At 55.4% G+C, this 20,468-nt stretch carries 19 protein-coding genes and 1 tRNA gene; 7 read left to right on the plus strand and 13 right to left on the minus strand.

The window, feature by feature from the left end; all coding sequences use genetic code 11:
* Nucleotides 1-54: 54 nt before the first annotated feature.
* From GWA01_RS06000 to GWA01_RS06035, 8 genes are all read right to left on the minus strand, one after another.
* Nucleotides 55-1,332, minus strand: a complete 1,278-nt coding sequence (locus GWA01_RS06000) for a lactonase family protein (protein ID WP_146794921.1) — start codon at nt 1,330-1,332, stop codon at nt 55-57.
* 105 nt (nt 1,333-1,437) lie between these two features.
* The gene (locus tag GWA01_RS06005) at nt 1,438-1,863 is read right to left on the minus strand and encodes a DUF2147 domain-containing protein (protein WP_228118379.1); all 426 of its coding nucleotides are present in this window, start codon (nt 1,861-1,863) and stop codon (nt 1,438-1,440) included.
* A gap of 54 nt (nt 1,864-1,917) precedes the next feature.
* Complete coding sequence (gene grxC, locus GWA01_RS06010; RefSeq protein ID WP_146794925.1) at nt 1,918-2,175, minus strand: glutaredoxin 3; 258 nt, start codon at nt 2,173-2,175, stop codon at nt 1,918-1,920.
* A gap of 7 nt (nt 2,176-2,182) precedes the next feature.
* Entirely contained in the window at nt 2,183-2,956 is a 774-nt protein-coding gene (locus tag GWA01_RS06015; protein ID WP_264818590.1) for a ComF family protein, read from the minus strand.
* A gap of 3 nt (nt 2,957-2,959) precedes the next feature.
* Nucleotides 2,960-3,142, minus strand: a complete 183-nt coding sequence (locus GWA01_RS06020) for a DUF3553 domain-containing protein (RefSeq protein ID WP_146794928.1) — start codon at nt 3,140-3,142, stop codon at nt 2,960-2,962.
* 25 nt (nt 3,143-3,167) lie between these two features.
* Nucleotides 3,168-4,574 carry a phosphoglucomutase/phosphomannomutase PgmG gene (gene pgmG, locus GWA01_RS06025; protein ID WP_146794931.1) on the minus strand — a complete coding sequence of 469 codons (1,407 nt, stop codon included), beginning with the start codon at nt 4,572-4,574 and terminating at the stop codon, nt 3,168-3,170.
* Between the two features lie 9 nt (nt 4,575-4,583).
* Entirely contained in the window at nt 4,584-5,453 is an 870-nt protein-coding gene (gene galU / locus GWA01_RS06030; protein WP_146794934.1) for a UTP--glucose-1-phosphate uridylyltransferase GalU, read from the minus strand.
* 206 nt (nt 5,454-5,659) lie between these two features.
* Nucleotides 5,660-5,745, minus strand: a tRNA-Leu gene (locus tag GWA01_RS06035).
* A 57-nt stretch (nt 5,746-5,802) separates the two neighbouring features.
* On the opposite strand from GWA01_RS06035, the gene lipB reads away from it, so the two are divergent.
* A complete protein-coding gene (lipB, locus tag GWA01_RS06040) occupies nt 5,803-6,504 on the plus strand; it encodes a lipoyl(octanoyl) transferase LipB (RefSeq protein ID WP_186819473.1) in 702 nt (233 codons plus the stop codon).
* On the opposite strand, the gene GWA01_RS06045 is transcribed toward lipB, so the two are convergent.
* Complete coding sequence (locus GWA01_RS06045) at nt 6,485-7,078, minus strand: LolA family protein (RefSeq protein ID WP_146794937.1); 594 nt, start codon at nt 7,076-7,078, stop codon at nt 6,485-6,487. The two genes, lipB and GWA01_RS06045, sit on opposite strands and share 20 nt — an antisense overlap.
* Nucleotides 7,075-7,365, minus strand: coding sequence for a BolA family protein (locus tag GWA01_RS06050; RefSeq protein WP_146794940.1), 291 nt, complete (start codon nt 7,363-7,365; stop codon nt 7,075-7,077). Before GWA01_RS06050 ends, GWA01_RS06045 begins: the two co-directional genes overlap by 4 nt.
* Before the next feature lie 68 nt (nt 7,366-7,433).
* Between GWA01_RS06050 and GWA01_RS06055 the strand changes: the two genes are divergently transcribed.
* The 3 genes from GWA01_RS06055 (at nt 7,434) to GWA01_RS06065 (ending at nt 11,048) form a co-directional block, all read left to right on the plus strand.
* Nucleotides 7,434-8,066, plus strand: coding sequence for a J domain-containing protein (locus tag GWA01_RS06055; protein WP_146794943.1), 633 nt, complete (start codon nt 7,434-7,436; stop codon nt 8,064-8,066).
* 84 nt (nt 8,067-8,150) lie between these two features.
* Complete coding sequence (cobS, locus tag GWA01_RS06060) at nt 8,151-9,170, plus strand: cobaltochelatase subunit CobS (RefSeq protein ID WP_146794946.1); 1,020 nt, start codon at nt 8,151-8,153, stop codon at nt 9,168-9,170.
* Nucleotides 9,171-9,176: 6 nt separating this feature from the next.
* Nucleotides 9,177-11,048 (plus strand): cobaltochelatase CobT-related protein, encoded by a 1,872-nt coding sequence (locus tag GWA01_RS06065; RefSeq protein ID WP_146794948.1) that lies wholly within the window; start codon nt 9,177-9,179, stop codon nt 11,046-11,048.
* On the opposite strand, the gene GWA01_RS06070 is transcribed toward GWA01_RS06065, so the two are convergent.
* Both GWA01_RS06070 and GWA01_RS06075 read right to left on the minus strand, forming a co-directional pair.
* Complete coding sequence (locus tag GWA01_RS06070) at nt 11,017-12,429, minus strand: pyridoxal phosphate-dependent decarboxylase family protein (protein ID WP_146794951.1); 1,413 nt, start codon at nt 12,427-12,429, stop codon at nt 11,017-11,019. The genes GWA01_RS06065 and GWA01_RS06070 overlap by 32 nt on opposite strands.
* 68 nt (nt 12,430-12,497) lie before the next feature.
* Complete coding sequence (locus tag GWA01_RS06075; protein WP_146794954.1) at nt 12,498-13,316, minus strand: DUF1217 domain-containing protein; 819 nt, start codon at nt 13,314-13,316, stop codon at nt 12,498-12,500.
* Nucleotides 13,317-13,464: 148 nt separating this feature from the next.
* Here GWA01_RS06075 and GWA01_RS06080 point away from each other — a divergent pair, with 148 nt between their 5' ends.
* From GWA01_RS06080 to GWA01_RS06090, 3 genes are all read left to right on the plus strand, one after another.
* On the plus strand, nt 13,465-14,928 hold the full coding sequence (locus GWA01_RS06080) for a circularly permuted type 2 ATP-grasp protein (protein ID WP_146794956.1): 1,464 nt from the start codon (nt 13,465-13,467) through the stop codon (nt 14,926-14,928).
* Complete coding sequence (locus GWA01_RS06085; protein WP_228118380.1) at nt 14,925-15,947, plus strand: alpha-E domain-containing protein; 1,023 nt, start codon at nt 14,925-14,927, stop codon at nt 15,945-15,947. The genes GWA01_RS06080 and GWA01_RS06085 overlap by 4 nt, the downstream gene beginning before the upstream one ends.
* 61 nt (nt 15,948-16,008) lie before the next feature.
* A complete protein-coding gene (locus GWA01_RS06090; protein ID WP_146794960.1) occupies nt 16,009-16,881 on the plus strand; it encodes a DUF2125 domain-containing protein in 873 nt (290 codons plus the stop codon).
* A gap of 34 nt (nt 16,882-16,915) precedes the next feature.
* On the opposite strand, the gene mfd is transcribed toward GWA01_RS06090, so the two are convergent.
* A complete protein-coding gene (gene mfd, locus GWA01_RS06095) occupies nt 16,916-20,443 on the minus strand; it encodes a transcription-repair coupling factor (RefSeq protein ID WP_186819474.1) in 3,528 nt (1,175 codons plus the stop codon).
* Between the last annotated feature and the right edge of the window lie 25 nt (nt 20,444-20,468).

Consider the following 20,468-nt stretch of genomic DNA (forward strand, 5'->3'; position numbering starts at 1 on the left):
AACTAAGACACATGAAAAAAGGCGCCCCTCAGGAAGCGCCTTTTTTATTTGAAATCAGACTTCCGTATTCATAAACGCAAAAGTCGTAGGGCTCCCCACAGGGGTAAAATTGCTTGTAAAAGCAAGCTGCCCGTCAGATTTATTGACCTTGAAGGACGTCACGGCATCTGAACGTTGATTGGCACAGAACAGGAAGGTGCCCGAAGGATCAAACATCATGGCACGTCCGTAATCAGCGTGCATCCATACTTCATCCTGAAGTGTCAGAGTTCCATCCGATCCAATTGCGAACACGGCCAGAGAATCACCAAGACGATTGGACGCGTAGACAAACTTCCCACTCGCGGAAATCAGGATTTCGGCAGCAAGTGTGGAGCCTCGGAAATGAGAAGTAACCGTACTGACTGTCTGAATATTATTGATCGCGCCCGTGTCCGGGTCAAAGTTCGATACGACAATCTTTGAGTTCTGCTCGCACAGATTATACAAGATGCGACCAGAGTGATTGAACTGAAAATGCCGCGGGGCACAACCCGGCTCCATATCGTAATATGGCGTTTTGGCAGGAACCAGCTTCCCTGTCTGCAGGTTGAGCGTCCACACATAGACCCTATCCAGACCTGCATCATCGGCCAGCACATACCGCCCACTTGGGTCCGAATGAATCATATGCGGGTGAGAGCCGGAGTGATCGGATACGGCAAAATTACCTTGGGGATTATCAGCCGCACGCTCCGGCTGACGAGGCCCCGTATTATGGACAACGTCTGTTGCCTCTCCCAGCGACCCATCCGCATGGATTGGAAGAACGGCAACGCAGCCACCCATATAATTCGCCACCAGAACATAGCGCCCTGAATGATGGACGCTCAGATGCGCTGGCACCGCACCGCCGGAACTCACGACATTCAGTTTGCGCAATGAACCTGTCTTTGGGTCCACCGCAAATGCCGTAACCGATCCATCACCGTCCTTGTTGAAATCATCAATCTCGCTCAGGGCGTATAGAAAACGATGATCTTTTGAAAGCGTGATAAAGGAGGGGCTGGCAATGTCCGTAAATGTGGTGATCGGCGTCAGGGTACCGGTATCACGCTCCATTTCGAATACAGAAATCCCTTGCCCGTTTCCTGCACCACCCGGAGGCGCATGCTTCGTATAGCCACCCACGAAACAGATGGTTTTGGAAACAGGCTGTGGCAGTGGCGGAGGTGTCGGCACGGAAACATCATCAGCATACGCGGCTGAAACAGAGATGCTGCCCGCACCTGCAATGGCTGCACCTGCGGCGAGACCGAAAGTGAAATCTCGGCGAGTGACGGGCTGGGACATGGTAATTCTGCTTTTCTTTCGGTTCTTGAACAGCGCAAGGCTGTGACAATGTTTAGAGACGCACAGCCCGTCGGGCAACGGACCTTTGCTGCCCGTCTGGTCACATCACAGCGAAGGCGGCATCTTGCAGTTCGCACCTATCGGTGCACCGTGGTATCGGCGCCAGGTCTGGGTTTCCCCAAACAGAGGCATCCCGAGAACAAAACCGCGGAGCTTCAACACTTCGGGTTCCGGTGACCATATACGCGCCTGATAAACACGGCCGGAGCGCGGATCAAGGATGTGGCCGTGCCACTTTTGATCTTCCGCAGGCGTGAAATCCGTAAGCATCTGAAGGCGGCACTGCGAGCGCCCCCAGACATCCACAGGTACGGCTCCATCATAGCTCATTCCAACAAGCTGCCCACACAGCATATTGCCGCAAGGCTGGATCAGAAAAATCCCATCCTTGTCTTCGGTGAGCCAGAGCCCCTCCTCCGGGTTGACTGCCGATGCCTGCATCGGTGTCTCGCTCCATGCGGGTGCATGCATGAACAACCCGACGAATATCAGAAACAACCCAGGTAAGAGACTTCGCGCACGCATTCAGACCACACCCAGCAACGCATCAAGCTTGCCGGCGCGGTTCAGCGCAACGATATCATCACATCCACCAAGCCCTACGCCATCCACGAACACCTGAGGGACAGTGCGGCTACCTGAACGTTCAATGGAAGTCGTTCTTTCAGGCGTCCCATGGGGTGCGTTGATCTCTTCGAAAGAGATGTTTTTAGAACGCAGTAGGGCAACAGCATGCACACAATAAGGGCAACCGGGCTGTGTATAGATTTCAATTTTCTTCATGTTTCCCTTACTCCTTCAGGAAAGAATGGTCGTCTTCATCAGCATTACCAGCCCTCGCAGCAACAAGAATATTTACCGATGAAGCCCCTATTTCAAGGAGAGCCTTTGCACAGTATGTAGCTGTAACGCCAGTAGTCAGCACATCGTCCACAAGAACAATATTCCGCCCCCGCATATGCGGGGCAGATCTTGAGCGCACACAGAATACACCTTCAACCTGCTCCAGACGCTCCTTCGGAGAGAGGCGCGCCAAAGGCTGAGTAGAGCGCGTCCTTTGCAAAGCATCCGGAACGAAAGCTTTCCCGCTTTTTTTCGCGATCAAGCGCCCAAGAAGCGCAGCCTGATTATAGCGCCGCGACCATAGTTTTCGCCGATGGAGCGGAACAGGCACAATGATATCAGCGTCCTGAAGAATGTCGTGCCCCGCAGTAATCATGAATTTTGCAAGAACACGAGCATTCTCAGTACGGTCAGCATATTTCAACGGCAAAATAAGCTTTCGAGACCATTCGTCATATTCAAACGCGGCCCGTGCCTGAGACCATACCGGGGGGCGCGCCTCACACGATACACAGACCATATTCGCGCCACCTATCGACGCCGATGAAAAAACTGCTGCGCACTTAAGACATGACGGCCCGGATGCAGGCCGAGCCATTACAAAGCAGGCGGAACAGAAAGCTCCGTTACTGGCAACTTCCGCCCCACATGCCACGCAGGCAGGAGGAAGGACGATATCAAGGATTTTTCCACAGAAACGCCTGAGGCGCGGGAGATACACTCGTCAGCCAGAGAAAATCTGAAGCTCAACCCGAGAAGCATCAATCATCACCTTGCCCTGATGCTCGAAATTGACTGTTACCCGCACACCAATGGCGGACTGGACCTGCCCCGTTCCCCATTCTGGATGAACGGGATGTACGACAAACTGACCCGGCTCAAGAAACGAACAGAAAGATCCACGCATTCCAGTATCCGCCCATGAGGAGTGTTCAGTGTCCTGCATTCTCCCCTGAGAAATCAGGCGTTGCAAGGCCGGATTCCTGAAGCTGGCTCGCCAGCGCAAACTTCAGACGCTCAAGCCCCTCTTCTGTCCGGGATTCTGCGCGCGCAACCAGTACGGCCTGAGTGTTGGACGCCCGGAGAAGCCACCAGCCATCAACTGTGTTCACGCGCACACCGTCAATCTTTGAAACATCTGCCCGGACCTTTTCCAGACGACCTGCCACTTCCTCTATAACTTCGAATTTGCGTGTATCTGCACAATCGAAGCGAAGTTCGGGCGTATTGACCATCTGCGGCAACGCGTCTCGCATCTGTGATAACGAGCCCGACAAGCGGCTCACAATCCCCAGAACCCGGATCGCCGCATAAAGCGCATCGTCAAAACCGAACCATTTGTCCGCGAAAAAAATATGACCTGACATCTCTCCAGCCAAAGGCGCGCCCGTCTCGACCATTTTGCTTTTGATCAACGAATGGCCCGTACGCCACATAAGCGGCATACCACCGGCGCGTCCGATCTCATCAAAGACCATTTGGCTGGTTTTGACATCGGCAATAATCGTTGCACCAGGGCGCGACTTTAGAACATCCCGTGCGAGCAGGATTAGAATCTGGTCACCCCAAAAAATCTGTCCCTTGTCATCTACAATCCCGATACGATCCGCATCGCCATCAAAAGCGATTCCAAGATCAGCCCCTTGGGTTTTCACTTCAGCAATAAGGGCCTCAAGATTTGTAGGAACCGTCGGATCAGGATGATGATTCGGAAAACTACCATCTACCTCACCGAAGAGGACGGTATGTTCCCCCGGCAATTTGCAAACCAGACGCGACAAAACATCCCCTGCTGCAGAATTCCCATTATCCCACACTACGCGCAGAGGCCTGCTACCATCATAATCCTGCAGCAGACGATCAACATAATCACCTGAAATATCGATTAACTCAGATGAGCCCACTGCTTCGGGGACAACATCCCCGATAGCGGCAAGACGGCCTAATTCCCGGATCTGGTCGCCATAGAATGGCTTCCCACCGAGCATCATTTTGAAGCCATTATATTCGGGAGGATTATGGCTACCCGTCACCATGATCGCACCATCTGCTGCGGTCACAATAGACGCGAAGTACAGCATAGGCGTTGGACCACAGCCAATACGAACAACTTCCGCACCGGATTGCACAGCACCACTGACAAGCGCCGCTTCAAGTTCTGGAGAAGACAGTCGCCCGTCGTAGCCCACCACAACGCGTCGACCACCACTCCGAAGCACAAGACTTGCGAAGGTGCGGCCAATCGCAAAAGCGTCTTTCGAGCTCAGGGTTTTTCCGACAACTCCACGAATATCATACTCGCGAAGGCTTGTTGGCTCAAAGCCATGCTCGAAAGACATAAAAACCAATCAGTTATATTTCTTGAGGAACGCTTTTACAGCAGACCCTAGATCGGGCCGGTCGATGGAGAAAGCAATCTGCGCCTCAAGGAAGCCGGCCTTGTCGCCACAATCGAAACGCGTGCCTTCATAGCGAAGGCCATGGAAGGGAACGGTGCCAATCGTCTTGGCCATCGCATCAGTCAGTTGGACTTCGTTGCCCGCGCCGCGCTCAAGCTTGGCAAGATGCTCCATGACATCTGCAGTGAGGACGTATCGGCCAATAATTGAGAGATTGGATGGAGCATCCTTGGGATCAGGCTTTTCAACCAACCCCTTCACTTCGACCATCTTTCCATCATCCTTGCCGACATCCAGAATACCATAGCGATTGGTGTGCTCAGGCGGTACTTCCGTAACAGCGACGACGTTACCACCGGTCGTATTATAGGCATCGACCAGCTGAGCGATGCAGCTCCGCCCGCTCTTTACGATATCGTCCGGAAGCAGAATTGCGAAAGGATCGTTTCCGATGAATGAGCGTGCGCACCATATGGCATGCCCCAGACCCAGCGGTTCCTGCTGACGGACTGCAACCATTGAACCCGCCTGAATGCTGCTCTGCTGAAGAGCTTCCAGTGCAGACGCCTTTCCGCGCTCACGCAGCGTCGTCTCGAGCTCGAAGGCAATATCGAAATAATCAATGAGGCTGTCCTTGCCTCGCCCTGTAACGAGGCAGAACTCTTCGATACCAGCTTCACGGGCCTCATCAATAGCATACTGGATCAGAGGTCTATCGACGACAGGAAGCATTTCCTTCGGCATAGCCTTGGTAGCAGGCAGGAACCTTGTTCCCAGGCCAGCAACTGGAAGAACTGCTTTCTTCAGGGGCTTGATCACGAAACCTCACATATCAACCAGAGTGTCGCTCGGATGACACGGACAGATGTCCGCTCAGAAGAACGATGACACAAAGGAGATACCCATGAAGCCACTATCTGGCAATAAAATGGCAAAATAAGAAAAACAGATCATCTTTTGGATGTTTCCCCAGAGGGGTGTTTCTGTATTTTCTTTATGATTTTGTCATCACCTCTGAAGAGGGATGGTGCGGCCGAGAAGACTCGAACTTCCACGGGGTTGCCCCCACAAGCACCTCAAGCTTGCGCGTCTACCATTCCGCCACGGCCGCCCCGTGACAAACGACCCTGCTTAGTGCATGACCGTCCGGTGGGAGGGGCTATAGCTGATGGTTGAAACGAGGGCAATCGCTGTGAGCGATTTTTGTGAAGAAATTCTGTGGAAAACAAATGAAAGACCGACACCCTACCCCGATGCCCTTGAATTCATGGCCGAAAAATCACGAAAAATCAGGGAAGGCTCCGCCAGTCCGATCGTCTGGCTGGTTGAACACCCTCCTGTTTTCACAGCCGGAACCTCCGCCAAAGCAGACGATCTCTATAATCCACACGGCTATCCTACATATGACGCTGGCCGTGGCGGACAGTGGACCTATCACGGTCCAGGGCAGCGCCTCGCATATGTCATGCTCGATCTCGCACACCCCAATGGCCCAACCCCACCAAGAGATCTCCGCGCTTTCGTAAAATCTCTTGAAAACTGGGTCATCGCCTCTCTGGCCCAGCTCGGCATCACGGCTTTCACACGAGAAGGCCGCATTGGTGTCTGGACAGTAGATCCCCAAAGTGGCCTTGAAGCGAAGATAGGGGCTCTGGGTATTCGCGTTAGCCGCTGGGTTAGCTGGCATGGCGTATCCATAAACGTGGACCCGGCCCTTGATGATTTCGATGGAATCGTGCCCTGCGGCATCAGAGAGTTCGGTGTGACCAGCATCAGCCGCTTCAACCCAAGCCTGACAATGCAGGACCTCGATTCGGCATTACTTCAATGCTGGTCACAATTTTTCGGATCTACTCCGAAGGAAATTTGAAAATATCCGGATCGGTGGAAGAATTTTCGCTGATCTCGGAAAGGCTCACTCCAAAGTGGTGTTGGCGGGCATCAACGCCCTGCAACCCAACCAACTCCAGCCGCCCCTCGATATCAGAGAACTGTAATGTCAGGAGCCCCTGTGAGGGATTGTCAGCCTGCGCTACCGAAACCTGCACCGAATCCGGCCCATGGCGAACATCCGTCACCTGCACCCCTTCATCGAAGCGAACAGGATACCGCAATAGCAGTCCCAGCGGGTTTCGCTTCAGTGAAAGCTGGGTAACAGCTCCGCTCCCTTGATCCGTCAGCACCAGGTGCCCTTCCCCCGCAACAAGCTGCATCGGATGCGGAGAGACATAATCCAGCCGGAGGTGACCCGGGATGTAAGCGAAATGCCCAGCACTTTGCCCATCGTCCGGACCATTCTGCACGAAGGTAGCTTTCAGCCCCTTGAGTGTATTCAGATAAGCCTGAACACGACGGACATCGCCCTGCTGCGGCTGGGAAAGATTCCCATAACCGCTTGTCGCGCAGCCGGAAAGCAGCAGCAGAGCAAGCAGCGTCCGCTTCATACGCTCTCCTCAGCTTCCAAAACCAGCGAAAGAGCATGAAGTCCGCTTTCAAACTCCGGAGCAAGCAGCGTGTTGACCAGTCGATGACGTGCAATGCGCCCAAGGCCATCGAAACGAGCACTTGTTACCGCAACATTGAAATGTGTCTCGCCTCCCTGCCCCAGCGCTTTTGCTGAAGCGTGATGGGCGTGCCGCGCACTGTCATCGTGAATTTCGAGATGCGTCGGAGCGAGTTCACGCTCCAAAATCTCGCGGATACGGTCGGCGCGGGTGGAGTTGTTGTTCATGTCAAAATCTTCCGCTCTGAAGAGAGTATACTTGCATCACATGCGGCTCGTTGCCCATATCAGACACCATGCAGCGTAAATCCACCAGACATAGGGCCTTCGACCCCGATCCTGATGCACCCGACAGATGCTGTGACCACCCCGGTTGCAGCGAACCGGCAGGATATCGCGCGCCCAAAGGCCGCGACTCACTGAACAACTACTTCTGGTTCTGCCTGGACCACGTCCGCGAATACAACTCCCGCTGGGACTATTATCGCGGCATGACGCCAGGACAGATTGAAGCGCATCTTCGTGCAGACGTATCCTGGCAACGGCCATCATGGAAACTGGGCACGGCAAGCGCTGGCGGTAAGGCAGAGTTTAACGAAGATGACATTCTCGACCCCCTGGATATCCTTGGTGCGACCCGTCGCAGCAGAGCCCAGCAGGCCCGGAATGCCCGTGACCGCAAGGCTTCTGCAGAGGCCGAGCGTGCCAGAACGGTGCCAGAGCCACTTCGCCAGCCTCTCGCGACACTTGATCTTACGTGGCCAGTGTCGTTCGATGACGTAAAGACGCGCTATCGAAACCTTGCCCGCCGTCATCATCCAGACACCAACATTGGTGATCAGGGTGCCGAAGAGCGTTTCAAGACCATCAGTACGGCCTATGCTGTGCTGAGAACACATTTCACACGCCAGGATGATCTGGTCTGCTGATTTTTAATACTGGAAGAGATAGGGATAAATCCCTGTATCTTCCGCAACGACCTGTCCAAGATCCGAAAAGAGCCTGCCAGAACCATGAGTGAATTCGCGACCATCGATGACGCCCCGGAAGCAGTGGAAACCGCAGAAAACGCGGCTCTGCCCACCAGCATGCTCGGCGCGCCCGACCTTGTGGTTTCTTCGCGAGAGGTCTTTGGCATTCGAACCGAAATGCAGGTTCCGGCTTACTCCCGCAGAAGCGAGCACGTGCCGGAAATTGATCCGTCCTATAAATTCGACGAAGACACGACCCGCGCGATCCTTGCAGGCTTCGCTTACAACCGCCGGGTCATGGTTCAGGGCTTCCATGGAACGGGAAAATCTTCCCATATTGAACAGATCGCAGCACGCCTGAACTGGCCCTGCGTGCGAATCAATCTCGACAGCCACATCTCGCGTATCGATCTGATTGGGAAGGACGCAATCGTCTTACGCGACGGGAAGCAGGTCACTGAATTCCGCGAAGGCCTGCTGCCATGGTGCCTTCAGCACCCATGCGCGCTGATCTTTGATGAATACGACGCCGGACGGCCGGATGTGATGTTCGTCATCCAGCGCGTTCTGGAAGTCGAGGGCCATCTAACCCTACTTGATCAAAACCGGGTCATTCGCCCGAATCCGGCATTTCGCCTGTTTGCTACCGCCAACACCGTGGGCCTGGGAGACACGACAGGCCTGTATCACGGGACCCAGCAGATCAATCAGGGGCAGATGGACCGCTGGAACATCGTCGCCACACTGAATTACCTCCCGCTTGAGCAGGAAGTTTCAATCGTCACATCCAAGCTCAAGATCGCTACAGACAACGCGGAAGAAACCAAGCTGGTCGAACGTATGGTTGCACTGGCCAATCTAACACGCGCGGGCTTCATGGCGGGCGATATCTCTACTGTGATGTCTCCGCGTTCTGTAATCGCCTGGGCAGAAAACAACCGCATCTTCAACGACGTCGCCTTCGCGTTCCGCCTTACATTCCTGAACAAATGCGATGAAGCCGAACGCAGCATCGTCGCTGAATACTACCAGCGCTGTTTCAATATTTCTCCGCTGGAGTAAGCAGTCTTGGCTTCTTCACCGCTTCCTGCCTCTGACGAAGACCGTCAGGAAATTTTCCGCCGTGCAACAATTGCCACGCTTCGCGCCGTGGGAGGCCGTCCCGAACAGGACGTCTCCTTTCAGGACGCCGTACTGGGTGGCAACATCGCCAAAAAGCCATCAACGGCGGATACAGTTCAGCTTCCTCATATTTCGCGGGGCCTCTCCACCCGCGAAATACAGAATATACGCGGCGCAGCAGATGCCGCTGCCCTGCGCCTGCGGCACCACGACGGTACGAAACATCGAGCACCGCCCGAAGCCGTAGCCCGGCAAACTTTCGAAGCGATCGAGCAGGCCCGTTGCGAAGTTTATGGATCGCGACACATGGCTGGCGTCCGCGCCAATCTGGACCAGCGACTGGTACAGAAATGCGCAGATGCCGGCTGCAACAAGATGGCTTCAAAAGAAGACATGCCCGCTTCCATGGCGCTGGGACTTCTGGCACGCGAAGCAATGTCGGGTGAGCACGCACCTTCGCAGGCTGGCCCAGCGCTGGAGGAATGGCGCAAATCGCTCTCTCCATCGGCTACAGCCGCACTCGAGGAGATGGCTCGTACACAGTCCAGCCAACAGGACTTTGCCCGTGCATGCACGAATCTGCTCAGTGCATGCCAGCTGACAGAACTGCCTGAGGAAGTCGAACAGCAGGCCCCTTCACAGGAAAGCGGCGACGACGAGGAAACGGAAGAAGACGTCCCCACCCCACAGGAAGACGATGAGACACCCTCCGCCGGTGATGATCAACAAGACGGGTATCAACCCGAAAGTGGCGAGCCTGGAAATGCGGGCGACAGTGATGCCTCCGATTCTCTTGATGAACCTGAAACCGGATCAGAGGAAGCGGCAGGCCCCTCAGATCAGTCTCCGGACGGAGACGACATTCCCGGAGCCGTAACCCCATATAAAGCTTTCACGACAGAATTTGATGAAGAGATCAGCGCGACCGATCTCTGTGACCCCGAAGAGCTTGATCGCCTGAGACAGCAGCTTGACCAGCAGCTCGTTCATCTTCAGGGCATCGTGTCGCGCCTTGCGCATCGCCTTCAGCGCCGCCTGATGGCACAGCAGCAGCGCCGATGGGACTTCGAGCAGGAAGAAGGTATTTTGGACGCCGGGCGCCTCTCCCGCGTTGTCACAAACCCTACCCTCTCTCTTTCGTACAAGCACGAGCGTGAAACAGAGTTCAGAGATACAATCGTCACGCTGCTGATCGATAATTCGGGTTCCATGCGCGGACGTCCGATCGGCACTGCGGCGATCTGTGGTGATATCCTGTCGCGCACACTTGAGCGCTGCGGCGTAAAAGTGGAGGTGCTCGGTTTTACCACGCGGGCATGGAAAGGCGGCCAAAGCCGCGAACAGTGGATCCGCCAGGAACGCCCCGCAAATCCCGGCCGCCTGAACGATCTACGCCATATCGTCTACAAGGACGCCGACACCCCCTGGAGACGTGCCCGGCGCAACCTTGGCCTGATGCTGCGTGATGGGGTTCTGAAAGAAAATATCGACGGCGAATCCCTGCTTTGGGCCTGGAAACGGCTGAGCAGGCGCTCCGAGCATCGCCATATCCTTATGGTGATTTCAGACGGCGCACCTGTGGACGACAGTACGTTCTCGGCAAATCCTCCGAGCTATCTCGAGGATCACCTTCGCAAGGTCATTGGACGCATCGAGAGCGACCGGAACACCGAACTGGTCGCTATTGGAATTGGCCACGACGTCACCCGGTATTACCGCAACAGCGTGACGATCAGTTCAGCAGAAGATCTGGGTGGAACAATGATGGCCCAGCTGAGCGAACTGTTCAGCCCACGCGCTGGCCGCAAAGCGCAATAACCCCATCCAGCATCCTGTCGACGTCCCTGCTGGTCGTGCGGTGATTAACAATCGCCGCACGTATCGCAAGGCGGCCATGAATACGGGTTGTGGAAGGTGCCGCAATGCCGCTTTCATGCAGGTCCTGTACCAGCTCCGACACCTCTGCATCCGATAATGCGTCCACCCCAAAACACACAATATTCAGAGTTACGGGCGCGAGGAGCGTCAACCCTTCAGTCGCCTCAATCCTGTCACGCAGGTGCCGAGCAACAGCACAGCAGTCATCTACCATCTGCCCCATGCGATGGGCACCGTAATGACCGAGCGTCATCCAGACCTTGAGCGCGCGGAACCCCCTGGAAAGATCAGGGCCAAAATCACAGAACCAAGGCGCATTCCCGGCAAGACCACGCTCTTCGCGTTTCAGGTAATCCAAAGACTGGGTAAATGCTGCGGCATGCAATGTTCGGTCCCGAACCAGAACACAGCCAGCGTCGTATGGAACCTGAGCCCATTTGTGGAAGTCAAAGGCGAGACTGTCTGCCTTGCCTATCCCCGCAAGAAGTGGGGCGTAGGTGGGCGAAAGGCAGGCCAATGCTCCAAAAGCTGCATCGACATGAAACCAGAGATCAAACTCCCTCGCGACAGCGTAAACAGCCTCCAGATCATCCACAGCACCACAATCCACCGTCCCGGCGGTGCCTGCGATCATGAAGGGCGTATGCCCCGCCGCCATGTCAGCGACAATCATTTCCCGAAGAGCGCGGATATCCATCTGATGCTCTGCCGTAACAGGCACGCGACGCAGTGAGTCGCTCCCGAATCCCGCAAGATCGAAAGCACGCGGAAGACAGCCATGGGCCGTTGTCGCGGCATATCCCACCATCCGGGGGCCGGAAACACCTCGATTGCGCAGTTCCGGCATTTTCGCCCGGCTGGCGGTAATGACACTGATGAAATTTGCCATGGAAGAACCAGTGACCAGACAGCCAGAACCATCAACCGGCATACCGACCATCTCAAGTGCCCAGCGAATGACCTCCCGCTCAACTTCGACTGCCGCATGATCACGACCGCCACAGTTTGCGTTCAAACCGCCTGCCAGCATCTCGGCGAGCATTCCCACAGGCGTGCCCGCTCCATGTACCCACCCCATGAAGCCCGGATGAGTGTTTCCATTTCCATATGGGACGATAGTACGCCTGAAACGGGCGTATAAATCCTCAAGAGACGTCCCTGTATCGGGCAACCCCTCCTTAAAAGACTGACGGATATCATCTGGCATGGGCTGCCAGACAGGTCCTTGGCCTACCGCCTCCATTCCATCGAACAGATCATCGAGCATCCGATGCCCTGCTGCGCGAATGTTCGTCCAGTTTTCAGGATCGAGCCCCGCCATGATCTGTCTCCTCAGTTGTGCCGCTTCCGGGCATCAGCCGATATAGAGGCACTCCATGAATGTCACGTCTATAAAAGAGCCGAAAACAGCGAGGACGAGCTGGACGAGGAGCTACCCGTAAAGAGCGAAAGAATTCCATCACTGGACGAATCCGCACCATACAGGGTTAGCGTGCTGGCAGGTGTTGTGGTGGTCTGCGGATTGATCTGCAACATTGCAAGATACTGCTCCGCATAACGCTGCACACCTGCCGTCGTGGAGAAATTAGAGAGCTTCAGACGCGGCTCAAGAAGGCGAACCTGTTGATCATAATCAAGAGCACCAAACTGCGTGGGATCAAATCCCGAAACAGTTTCGGCGACTTTCAGCAGCTTCGGATCAGCCATGATGCTTTCCAACGTGGCCCCGGCTTTCACGGTCCGCGTAAAATACAGCGCATCTCCCAAGCCCGGCGTTTCTGTCTGAACCGCGGTTTCGTAAGAGTTGGTAAGATAGTTATCCGAAATAGATTGCAGCTTTGTCTGCGATGATAGCGGAGACGTTGACCAGTCCGAAAACGCGGTCGCGAAGGCTTTCCACGCGGTATTACCTGAACGCTGGGCCAACGATTTCGATGATGTAGGGTCCTCTGTCATGAGCGATTTCAACACAGCTGTCTGATTGATCGCGGAGGACATCCCGAAGGAGCCGAGAACGACTGTAAGAACTTTATAGTTCTTCAACAGTTGCTCCGGCGTTGTGATGGAAGACGCTTCGCTATTGAATGCCTTGAGAGCCTGCTGGCTTGCAGTGCTGGTTTTCTCCCAGTTACTGACGGCTTTGGTCTCGTTTTTGACGGCAGTCAGATATTGGGGGATCGCTGGCATGGCGGAAATACTTGATGACATGCGCTGATTCCTCAGAAGCCTGATATTTTTTGTTTTTACCCCCCGAACGTTAATGCAACGTTAAGCGCTTCAAAGCCGTTTTTTGTCATTGACGCCTCTCTCTTCGAGACCCACAGTTTCGTTGGGATTTGTAAATGGATTAGCGCGCATGAGCGGAACAGACACTCCAGATATCCGACTGTTTGCTGGCTATGATCCAAATGGTTTCTTCTGCGAACTCACCAATCGCCGGGACGGCCAGGACGCATCCATCGAACTCCTCAAGCAGCGTCTCTCAAGCATGACGCCCACGCTTCTGCAGGAGCGCTCGGACTCAGCAGAAGTCGAGCTCTATAACCTTGGCATTACGTTCACCGTCTATACTGAACGCACGGCCATAGACCGCATCCTGCCGTTTGACCTCATACCTCGCATTATTACAAAATCAGAATGGAAATTCCTAGAGGCTGGCATCATCCAGCGCGTCAGAGCCCTCAACCATTTTCTTTGGGACATCTATCATGATCAGAACATCCTGAAAGAAGGGATTATCCCAGCAGCCCTCATTCTGGAAAATCCTGGTTACAGGCCAGAAATGGTAGGGTTTGATCCACCGGGCCGCGTCTATATCCACGTCTGCGGCACTGACATCATCCGCGATCCAAGCGGACGGTTCATTGTACTTGAAGACAATGCACGCACGCCATCAGGCGTGAGCTATGTCATCGAGAACAGACATATGATGCGCCGTTGCATGCCCGATCTGCTAGCCAATCTCGATCTGCGCCCCGTAGACGAATATGGCTCCAGATTACGCCAGACTTTATGTGACGTCGCCCCTGAGGGCATCGAGAACCCTCAGGTCGTCCTCCTGTCTCCTGGAACATACAATTCCGCGTATTTTGAACACGTCTTTCTGGCCCGTGAAATGGGTGTGCCGCTTGTCGAAGGGCGCGACCTCGTCGTGCGGGAAGACAATTGCGTTTACATGAAAACGATTGCAGGCCTCAAACGTGTCCACTCCATCTATCGACGCATCGACGATGCTTTTCTGGACCCGGAGGCTTTCAATCCTGAGAGCATGCTCGGTGTTCCGGGCCTCATGCGGGCCTACAAGGCCGGAACGGTCACGCTCGCAAATGCTATCGGTACCGGGGTAGCAGACGACAAGGCCGTGTATATCTACGTGCCACAGATGATCGAATATTATCTTGGTGAAAAACCCCTGCTCGACAACGTGCAAACCCATCTGTGCGGCAAACCGGAAGGCTTGCAGTACACACTCGACAACCTGGAAAAGCTGGTCGTGAAGCCTGTGGGCGAGTCAGGAGGATATGGCATGATCATCGGTCCACACGCCACGCCCGAGGAATGTGCGGCGTTTCGCGAAAAGCTTCAGGCCGATCCCGCAAACTACATCAGCCAACCGGTCATCAGCCTTTCTGCATCCCCGACCCTATGCGACGGAAAAATTGAGGCGCGTCACGTAGACCTGCGTCCATTCACCCTGAGCGGCGCACAAACATGGGTGCTGCCGGGGGCGCTCTCCCGTGTAGCCCTTCGCAAAGGCTCACTGGTCGTCAATTCCTCACAGGGCGGCGGCTCCAAAGATACATGGGTGCTCGCATCATGAGCCAAAGCCAGTTCCAGGCCCACATAGACACCGTCCGGACCAGCACTGCTTCCAGCGAATTCCTGCGTGATCCGCTTCCCCTGCTGGCACGCTACGCCGAGAGCATGCTCTGGCTCGCACGCTACATGGAGCGTATCGAAAATCTTGCACGTCTGATCGACGTCAACGAGACGTTCATGCGCCTGCGTACCGTCACGAATGGCTGGGAAGCCATCCTCGAGATGAATGACGATAGTGATTTTTATGCCGATACGTATGGTGAAGTGACGAACGAACAGGTCATCGCGTTTTATATCATCGATCCGCGCAATCCGAATTCGATCGTGTCCATGGCGCTCGCTGCGCGCGAGAACGCCCGGACATTGCGGCCACTTATTTCCACCGAAATGTGGATACAGCTCAATGTCTTCACCAATTTCATCAAAGGTCTCTCTGCACGCGATATCGTCATCTCGCGTCTTTCGGCGCTGTGCAAACGCATCAAGCAGGATTGCCAGACCCATATTGGCATCACGGAAGGCACACTTTTCCGCGATCAGGCATGGCTGTTCAACCAGCTTGGCAGGCAACTGGAACGCGCAGATCAGACCACTCGACTGATCGACATCAAGTACCATGCTCTCATGCCGGGCCTTAAGGATGTAGGCTCCGAAATTGATGAAAGCCAATGGACGGCCGTCTTAAGATCCGCAGCAGGTTATCACGCTTACAGACGCTTGATGCCAAACGCCATTTCACCGGCTGCAGTTGTTGGTTTTCTCTTGAAAAACAATGGCTTCCCACGATCACTGACAACATGTCTGCGCCATACACACCACGCACTTTCGCTTCTGCGCGCGGATTACGGTCTGCGAGGTGCCTCGATCATTGTCGAAGACGTCGAGCAGATGCAGAACATCATTTCAGGCCAGAACATCGAGACAATCATCCTGCGCGGACTGCACGAATTCCTCAGTGGCATGCGCGAAGAAATTGCGAACATTCAGGATGAGATTGCCACCACATTCTGGCCTCTTTGACATGACATCTCCTTAATTGTCCCCATTGTCGGGAAAAGCCCGGCGCGCCATGTGTGAAGGCATGATGTCACTCAAAAACCTCCTCCTCGTCTCGTTGGCCGTAGCGCTCCCCTCTGTCTCGGCAGGGCGAGCGTCTACTCTCTCGCCCCTTCCTGCCTCCTGCTTTTCCTACAGCTTTGGGAGCAGTCACCCCTCAGCACATGGGCTCACGGGTACGAAGCTGCATGCGACACTGCCGGGAACAGAAGTTTCTCTCGACGTGCAGAGCGTGTCTCTCAACGACAACAAGTCAAAGATCGATGCCGGCACGCTGGAACGCTTCAACGCGGCTGCGGCGTTTGCTGCACTCACGGCGTTTCATGGGGGGCTGACACCGGCCTGCCACGGCCAGAGCACGATTGTCGGAACATCGGATATTCAGGGCAGCTCTCCTGAAGGAACATGGAGCTCGGTCCGCCTCCAGAAAGCGGACGGCCATGACCTCACAATCCGCAGCGCGCATATCGAGACTGTCGAAACAGACCCCGATCTGCGCGTACGCCTTGTTGGCACGGGTATCCACGCATCAAAGCAGCCTCTCGCACCGAGCACCTTTACAACGGACCTGACAGTTCAGGGGAGCGAGAGCGCGGCTCAGCAGATTTCGATTAATTCACTGCATGCAGTCGTCGATACGAGCACGATTGATGGCCACGGCATCATCCAGCCCGGTACATCCGCCGCAACATCTACAGCAGACGTCCATATCTCGATCACCGACATCGCCGGCCTGATCCAGAATGTTCAGCAGACTGCCCCCGCAAAGGTGACAACAGCCCTGACGATTGCCCGTCTGATGGGACATAACAACGGCAATTCAACGACCTGGGATGTACAGCTTCAGGGCGGCGTAGTGACGGTAAATCGCGTACCACTCCCGATTCCCGTCCACTGAAAACCCTCCCGGAATAACTCCGGGAGGTCACTTCTCATGAAGGCTCGCTCACCTTACGAACCAGCTTGCACATCGCGGAAACCGCTTTTTTCGCAAACGTGATACGCGTGGCGTTCGTCATTTCCCGGATGATCGCCACCTTATGATCCGGACGGATCTTGACGCCTGAATCCTTGTGCCGCGTGGTCCAGTCAATTAGGCCAGCCGGATTGGCGAAGCGGTTCTTGCGGAACTGAATCACCATCCCCTTCGGCCCAGCTTCCAGACGCTCCACTCCGGCTTCACGGCAGAGCCGCTTGATAATCACGACATCAAGAAGATTTTCCACTTCACCCGGAACTGCACCGAACCGATCCACAAGTTCAACGCGCATGGCATCAACTTCCGCCTCACCGTTGAGACCTGCGATCCGGCGGTACAGACCCAGCCTTACTGGAAGATCAGGAACATATTTTTCCGGAATGAGAACAGGCAGACCAAGAATAATGTTGGGTGTCCAGCTATCTTCTTCTTCCGCTTTGCGTCCACGTTCACGGCGCATTTCAATCACGGCATCTTCCAGCATCTGCTGGTAAAGCTCGATACCAACTTCTTTGATATGACCGGACTGCTCATCGCCCAGCAGATTGCCTGCTCCGCGCAGATCCAGATCATGGGAAGCTAGCGTGAACCCAGCCCCCAGAGAATCAAGCGTCTGCATGATTTCCAGGCGCTTTTCCGATGCTGTGGAAAGCGTACGCGTCTGCGGCCAGGTCAGATAAGCGTATCCGCGCTGCTTTCCACGCCCCACGCGCCCGCGAAGCTGGTAAAGCTGCCCCAGACCGAACATATCCGCACGATGGATAATGAGCGTGTTCACACTCGGCATATCCAGCCCACTTTCCACAATATTCGTGGACAGCAGCACATCATATTTGCCGTCCGCAAATTCCGTCATCACGCGTTCCAGCTCAGTTGGTGTCAGGCGGCCATGGGCCTGAACCGTCTTGGCGTCTGGAACAATCTCGCGCAGACGTTCGGCCATGCGATCCATATCCGCCAGACGCGGCACAACACAGAAAATCTGCCCTCCACGGAAACGCTCACGCTGAATGGCCTCGCGAATCATCACGCTGTCAAACGGAGTGATGAAGGTACGCACTGCCAGACGATCCGTCGGCGGTGTCGCAATAAGGCTCATCTCCCGCACGCCAGAGAGCGAGAGCTGCAACGTGCGCGGCAACGGCGTGGCAGAAAGCGTCAGAACGTGCACATCCTCGCGCAGTGCCTTCAGCTTTTCCTTATGCCCGACGCCGAAATGCTGCTCTTCATCGATAATCAGAAGACCCAGATTGTCGAAGGCGATCGTCTTCGCCAACAGGGCATGTGTGCCAACGATAATATCAATGGTACCATCAGCGAGCCCTTCACGAACTTTGGTAGCCTCTTTCGGCGTCACCATGCGTGAAAGCTGCGCCACCTTGACCGGCAGCCCCTCAAATCGTGCCGTAAACCCACGGAAATGCTGACGCGCGAGCAATGTCGTGGGCACAACAACAGCCACCTGGGTTCCAGAAAGAGCCGCAACGAAAGCGGCCCTCAGCGCGACTTCTGTTTTTCCGAAACCGACATCACCACATACCAGCCGGTCCATTGGGCGTCCGGCACTCATGTCTTCAAGCACATCCGCAATCGCGCGGGACTGATCTTCCGTCTCCACAAACGGGAAACGTGCGCAAAACTCGTCCCACAGCCCCTCAGCCGGAGCCAGAGACGGCGCTTCTTTCATGGCACGTGCGGCAGCCGTCCGGATCAATTCACCCGCCATAACGCGGATCCGAGACTTCATCTTGGCTTTGCGCGCCTGCCAGGCCGTTCCACCAAGCTTGTCGAGTGCTACACCAGATTGCTCGGAGCCAAAGCGGCTGAGCAGTTCAATGTTTTCGACTGGCAGAAGGAGTCGCTGTTCACCATCGTAGAGGATGGCGAGATAATCATGCACGACCCGGCCTTCTGTAACCGTTTCAAGGCCCACATAGCGCCCGATGCCATAATCCTCATGCACAACGAGATCGCCATCAGCAATTTCGCCCACCTGAGAAATGAAGTGTTCGGCTTTCTTGCGGCGGCGGGGCGGCCTGGAAATGCGCTCCCCCAGCAGATCCTGCTCAGACACGAATGACAGCCGCTCAGCGACGAATCCCCGCTCAAGACCCAGAACAAGGAGCCCGACAACGCCCCGTTCCATGCCTGCAGCAGAGGGCCAGTCGTCATAGAGTTCGACGGCGATACCGTGTTCCTGCAGCAGATGTGAAATGCGCTCACGCGACCCACGACTCCACGCCGTTACATACGTACGACGCCCAGACTGTGCCCAGTTCTTGACCTGCACGCCGAAGGCTTCGAACATCCCTTCACGTGAGCCATCCCGCGCCCTGGCAAACAAGGGCCCGGGCCTATTGCCCGCATCAATCCCGATTGACGTATCGGGTTTGGCAAATGTGTTCAGCACAACAGATGGCACATCGGCCAGCATGGCGTCCCAGCTATGACGATCCAGATACAGCCGATGCGGTGGTAGCGCACGGTAGGGCATTTCGCCGTCGCGGGTGGGTGCACGCCGGGCCTGATAATGATCAGCGATCATCTCCAGGCGGGCCTTCAGGATATCGGGCACCTGCGCGTCAAAGCTGATTGCAGCGTTTGGCAGGTAGTCCAGCAGCGTTTCCATCTGCATGCCGTCGCCGTCATGAAACAGTGGAAGGTAATGCTCGAGCCCCGGATAACGCCGCCCATCCGATACATTTTCGTAAATCGTGTCTGACGCTGCGGCCGGTCCAAAGGTGTCACGCCACCCGGTCCGAAAGCGACTGATGCTCTGCGGACCTAGCGCAAATTCGGATACCGGCCGCAGTTCAAAGCGTGCCAGTTTTTCAGTCGAACGCTGGGTCGTGACATCAAATGCGCGGATATTTTCGACTTCATCACCGAACAGATCCAGACGGATCGGATCGCTTTCTCCGGCTGGGAAAAGATCGAAAATTCCACCCCGTGTCGCGAATTCGCCTGCCTCCATCACGGTATCGACGCGATTATAACCATTGGCCACAAGCATCTCGATCAGCATGGACTGATCCAGCGCCTCTCCGACGCAGACACTGATTGATTGTCCACGAAAAGCAGCTCGCGGCGGGACGCGCTGCACAAGGCTATGAACAGTGGTGAGTACGATCCGCCGTGCCTTCGTTGGCTCCAGCAGCCTTGTGAGCGTACCGACTCTCTCGGCTACGAGAGCTGTATTGGGCGAAACACGATCATAGGGCAGGCAGTCCCAGGCCGGCAGACGCAGAACATCAACCTCCGGCGCAAGATACGCCAGCATGTCCGCGACAGAGGCGACAGCCGCGTCGTCACGCGCGACATGCAGCAAAATCCCCTCGTGCTCAGCCAGACGCTGCCGCAGGAGGAGCGCCACACTGCCCTCCGGAACACCCCAAACAGTAGGACCAAGAACCGGGCGATCAGGGGCATCCATGGTGGAGGTCTGATTGCCAGCGAGCGATGTGGTTTCGTTTTGTTCCATTGTGCTGATACCCTATACCGTCCGA

The organism is Gluconobacter wancherniae NBRC 103581, from assembly GCF_007988885.1.
GTDB lineage: Bacteria > Pseudomonadota > Alphaproteobacteria > Acetobacterales > Acetobacteraceae > Gluconobacter > Gluconobacter wancherniae.

Excerpts from the sequence above, each read along its gene's own strand:
- GWA01_RS06000 (WP_146794921.1), bottom strand. The coding sequence starts at position 1,332 with ATGTCCCAGCCCGTCACTCGCCGAGATTTCACTTTCGGTCTCGCCGCA.
- GWA01_RS06005 (WP_228118379.1), bottom strand. The coding sequence starts at position 1,863 with ATGCATGCACCCGCATGGAGCGAGACACCGATGCAGGCATCGGCAGTC.
- grxC (WP_146794925.1), bottom strand. The coding sequence starts at position 2,175 with ATGAAGAAAATTGAAATCTATACACAGCCCGGTTGCCCTTATTGTGTG.
- GWA01_RS06020 (WP_146794928.1), bottom strand. The coding sequence starts at position 3,142 with ATGCGTGGATCTTTCTGTTCGTTTCTTGAGCCGGGTCAGTTTGTCGTA.
- pgmG (WP_146794931.1), bottom strand. The coding sequence starts at position 4,574 with ATGTCTTTCGAGCATGGCTTTGAGCCAACAAGCCTTCGCGAGTATGAT.
- lipB (WP_186819473.1), top strand. The coding sequence starts at position 5,803 with ATGGTTGAAACGAGGGCAATCGCTGTGAGCGATTTTTGTGAAGAAATT.
- GWA01_RS06045 (WP_146794937.1), bottom strand. The coding sequence starts at position 7,078 with ATGAAGCGGACGCTGCTTGCTCTGCTGCTGCTTTCCGGCTGCGCGACA.
- GWA01_RS06050 (WP_146794940.1), bottom strand. The coding sequence starts at position 7,365 with ATGAACAACAACTCCACCCGCGCCGACCGTATCCGCGAGATTTTGGAG.
- GWA01_RS06055 (WP_146794943.1), top strand. The coding sequence starts at position 7,434 with ATGCAGCGTAAATCCACCAGACATAGGGCCTTCGACCCCGATCCTGAT.
- cobS (WP_146794946.1), top strand. The coding sequence starts at position 8,151 with ATGAGTGAATTCGCGACCATCGATGACGCCCCGGAAGCAGTGGAAACC.
- GWA01_RS06070 (WP_146794951.1), bottom strand. The coding sequence starts at position 12,429 with ATGGCGGGGCTCGATCCTGAAAACTGGACGAACATTCGCGCAGCAGGG.
- GWA01_RS06075 (WP_146794954.1), bottom strand. The coding sequence starts at position 13,316 with ATGTCATCAAGTATTTCCGCCATGCCAGCGATCCCCCAATATCTGACT.
- GWA01_RS06080 (WP_146794956.1), top strand. The coding sequence starts at position 13,465 with ATGAGCGGAACAGACACTCCAGATATCCGACTGTTTGCTGGCTATGAT.
- GWA01_RS06085 (WP_228118380.1), top strand. The coding sequence starts at position 14,925 with ATGAGCCAAAGCCAGTTCCAGGCCCACATAGACACCGTCCGGACCAGC.
- GWA01_RS06090 (WP_146794960.1), top strand. The coding sequence starts at position 16,009 with ATGATGTCACTCAAAAACCTCCTCCTCGTCTCGTTGGCCGTAGCGCTC.
- mfd (WP_186819474.1), bottom strand. The coding sequence starts at position 20,443 with ATGGAACAAAACGAAACCACATCGCTCGCTGGCAATCAGACCTCCACC.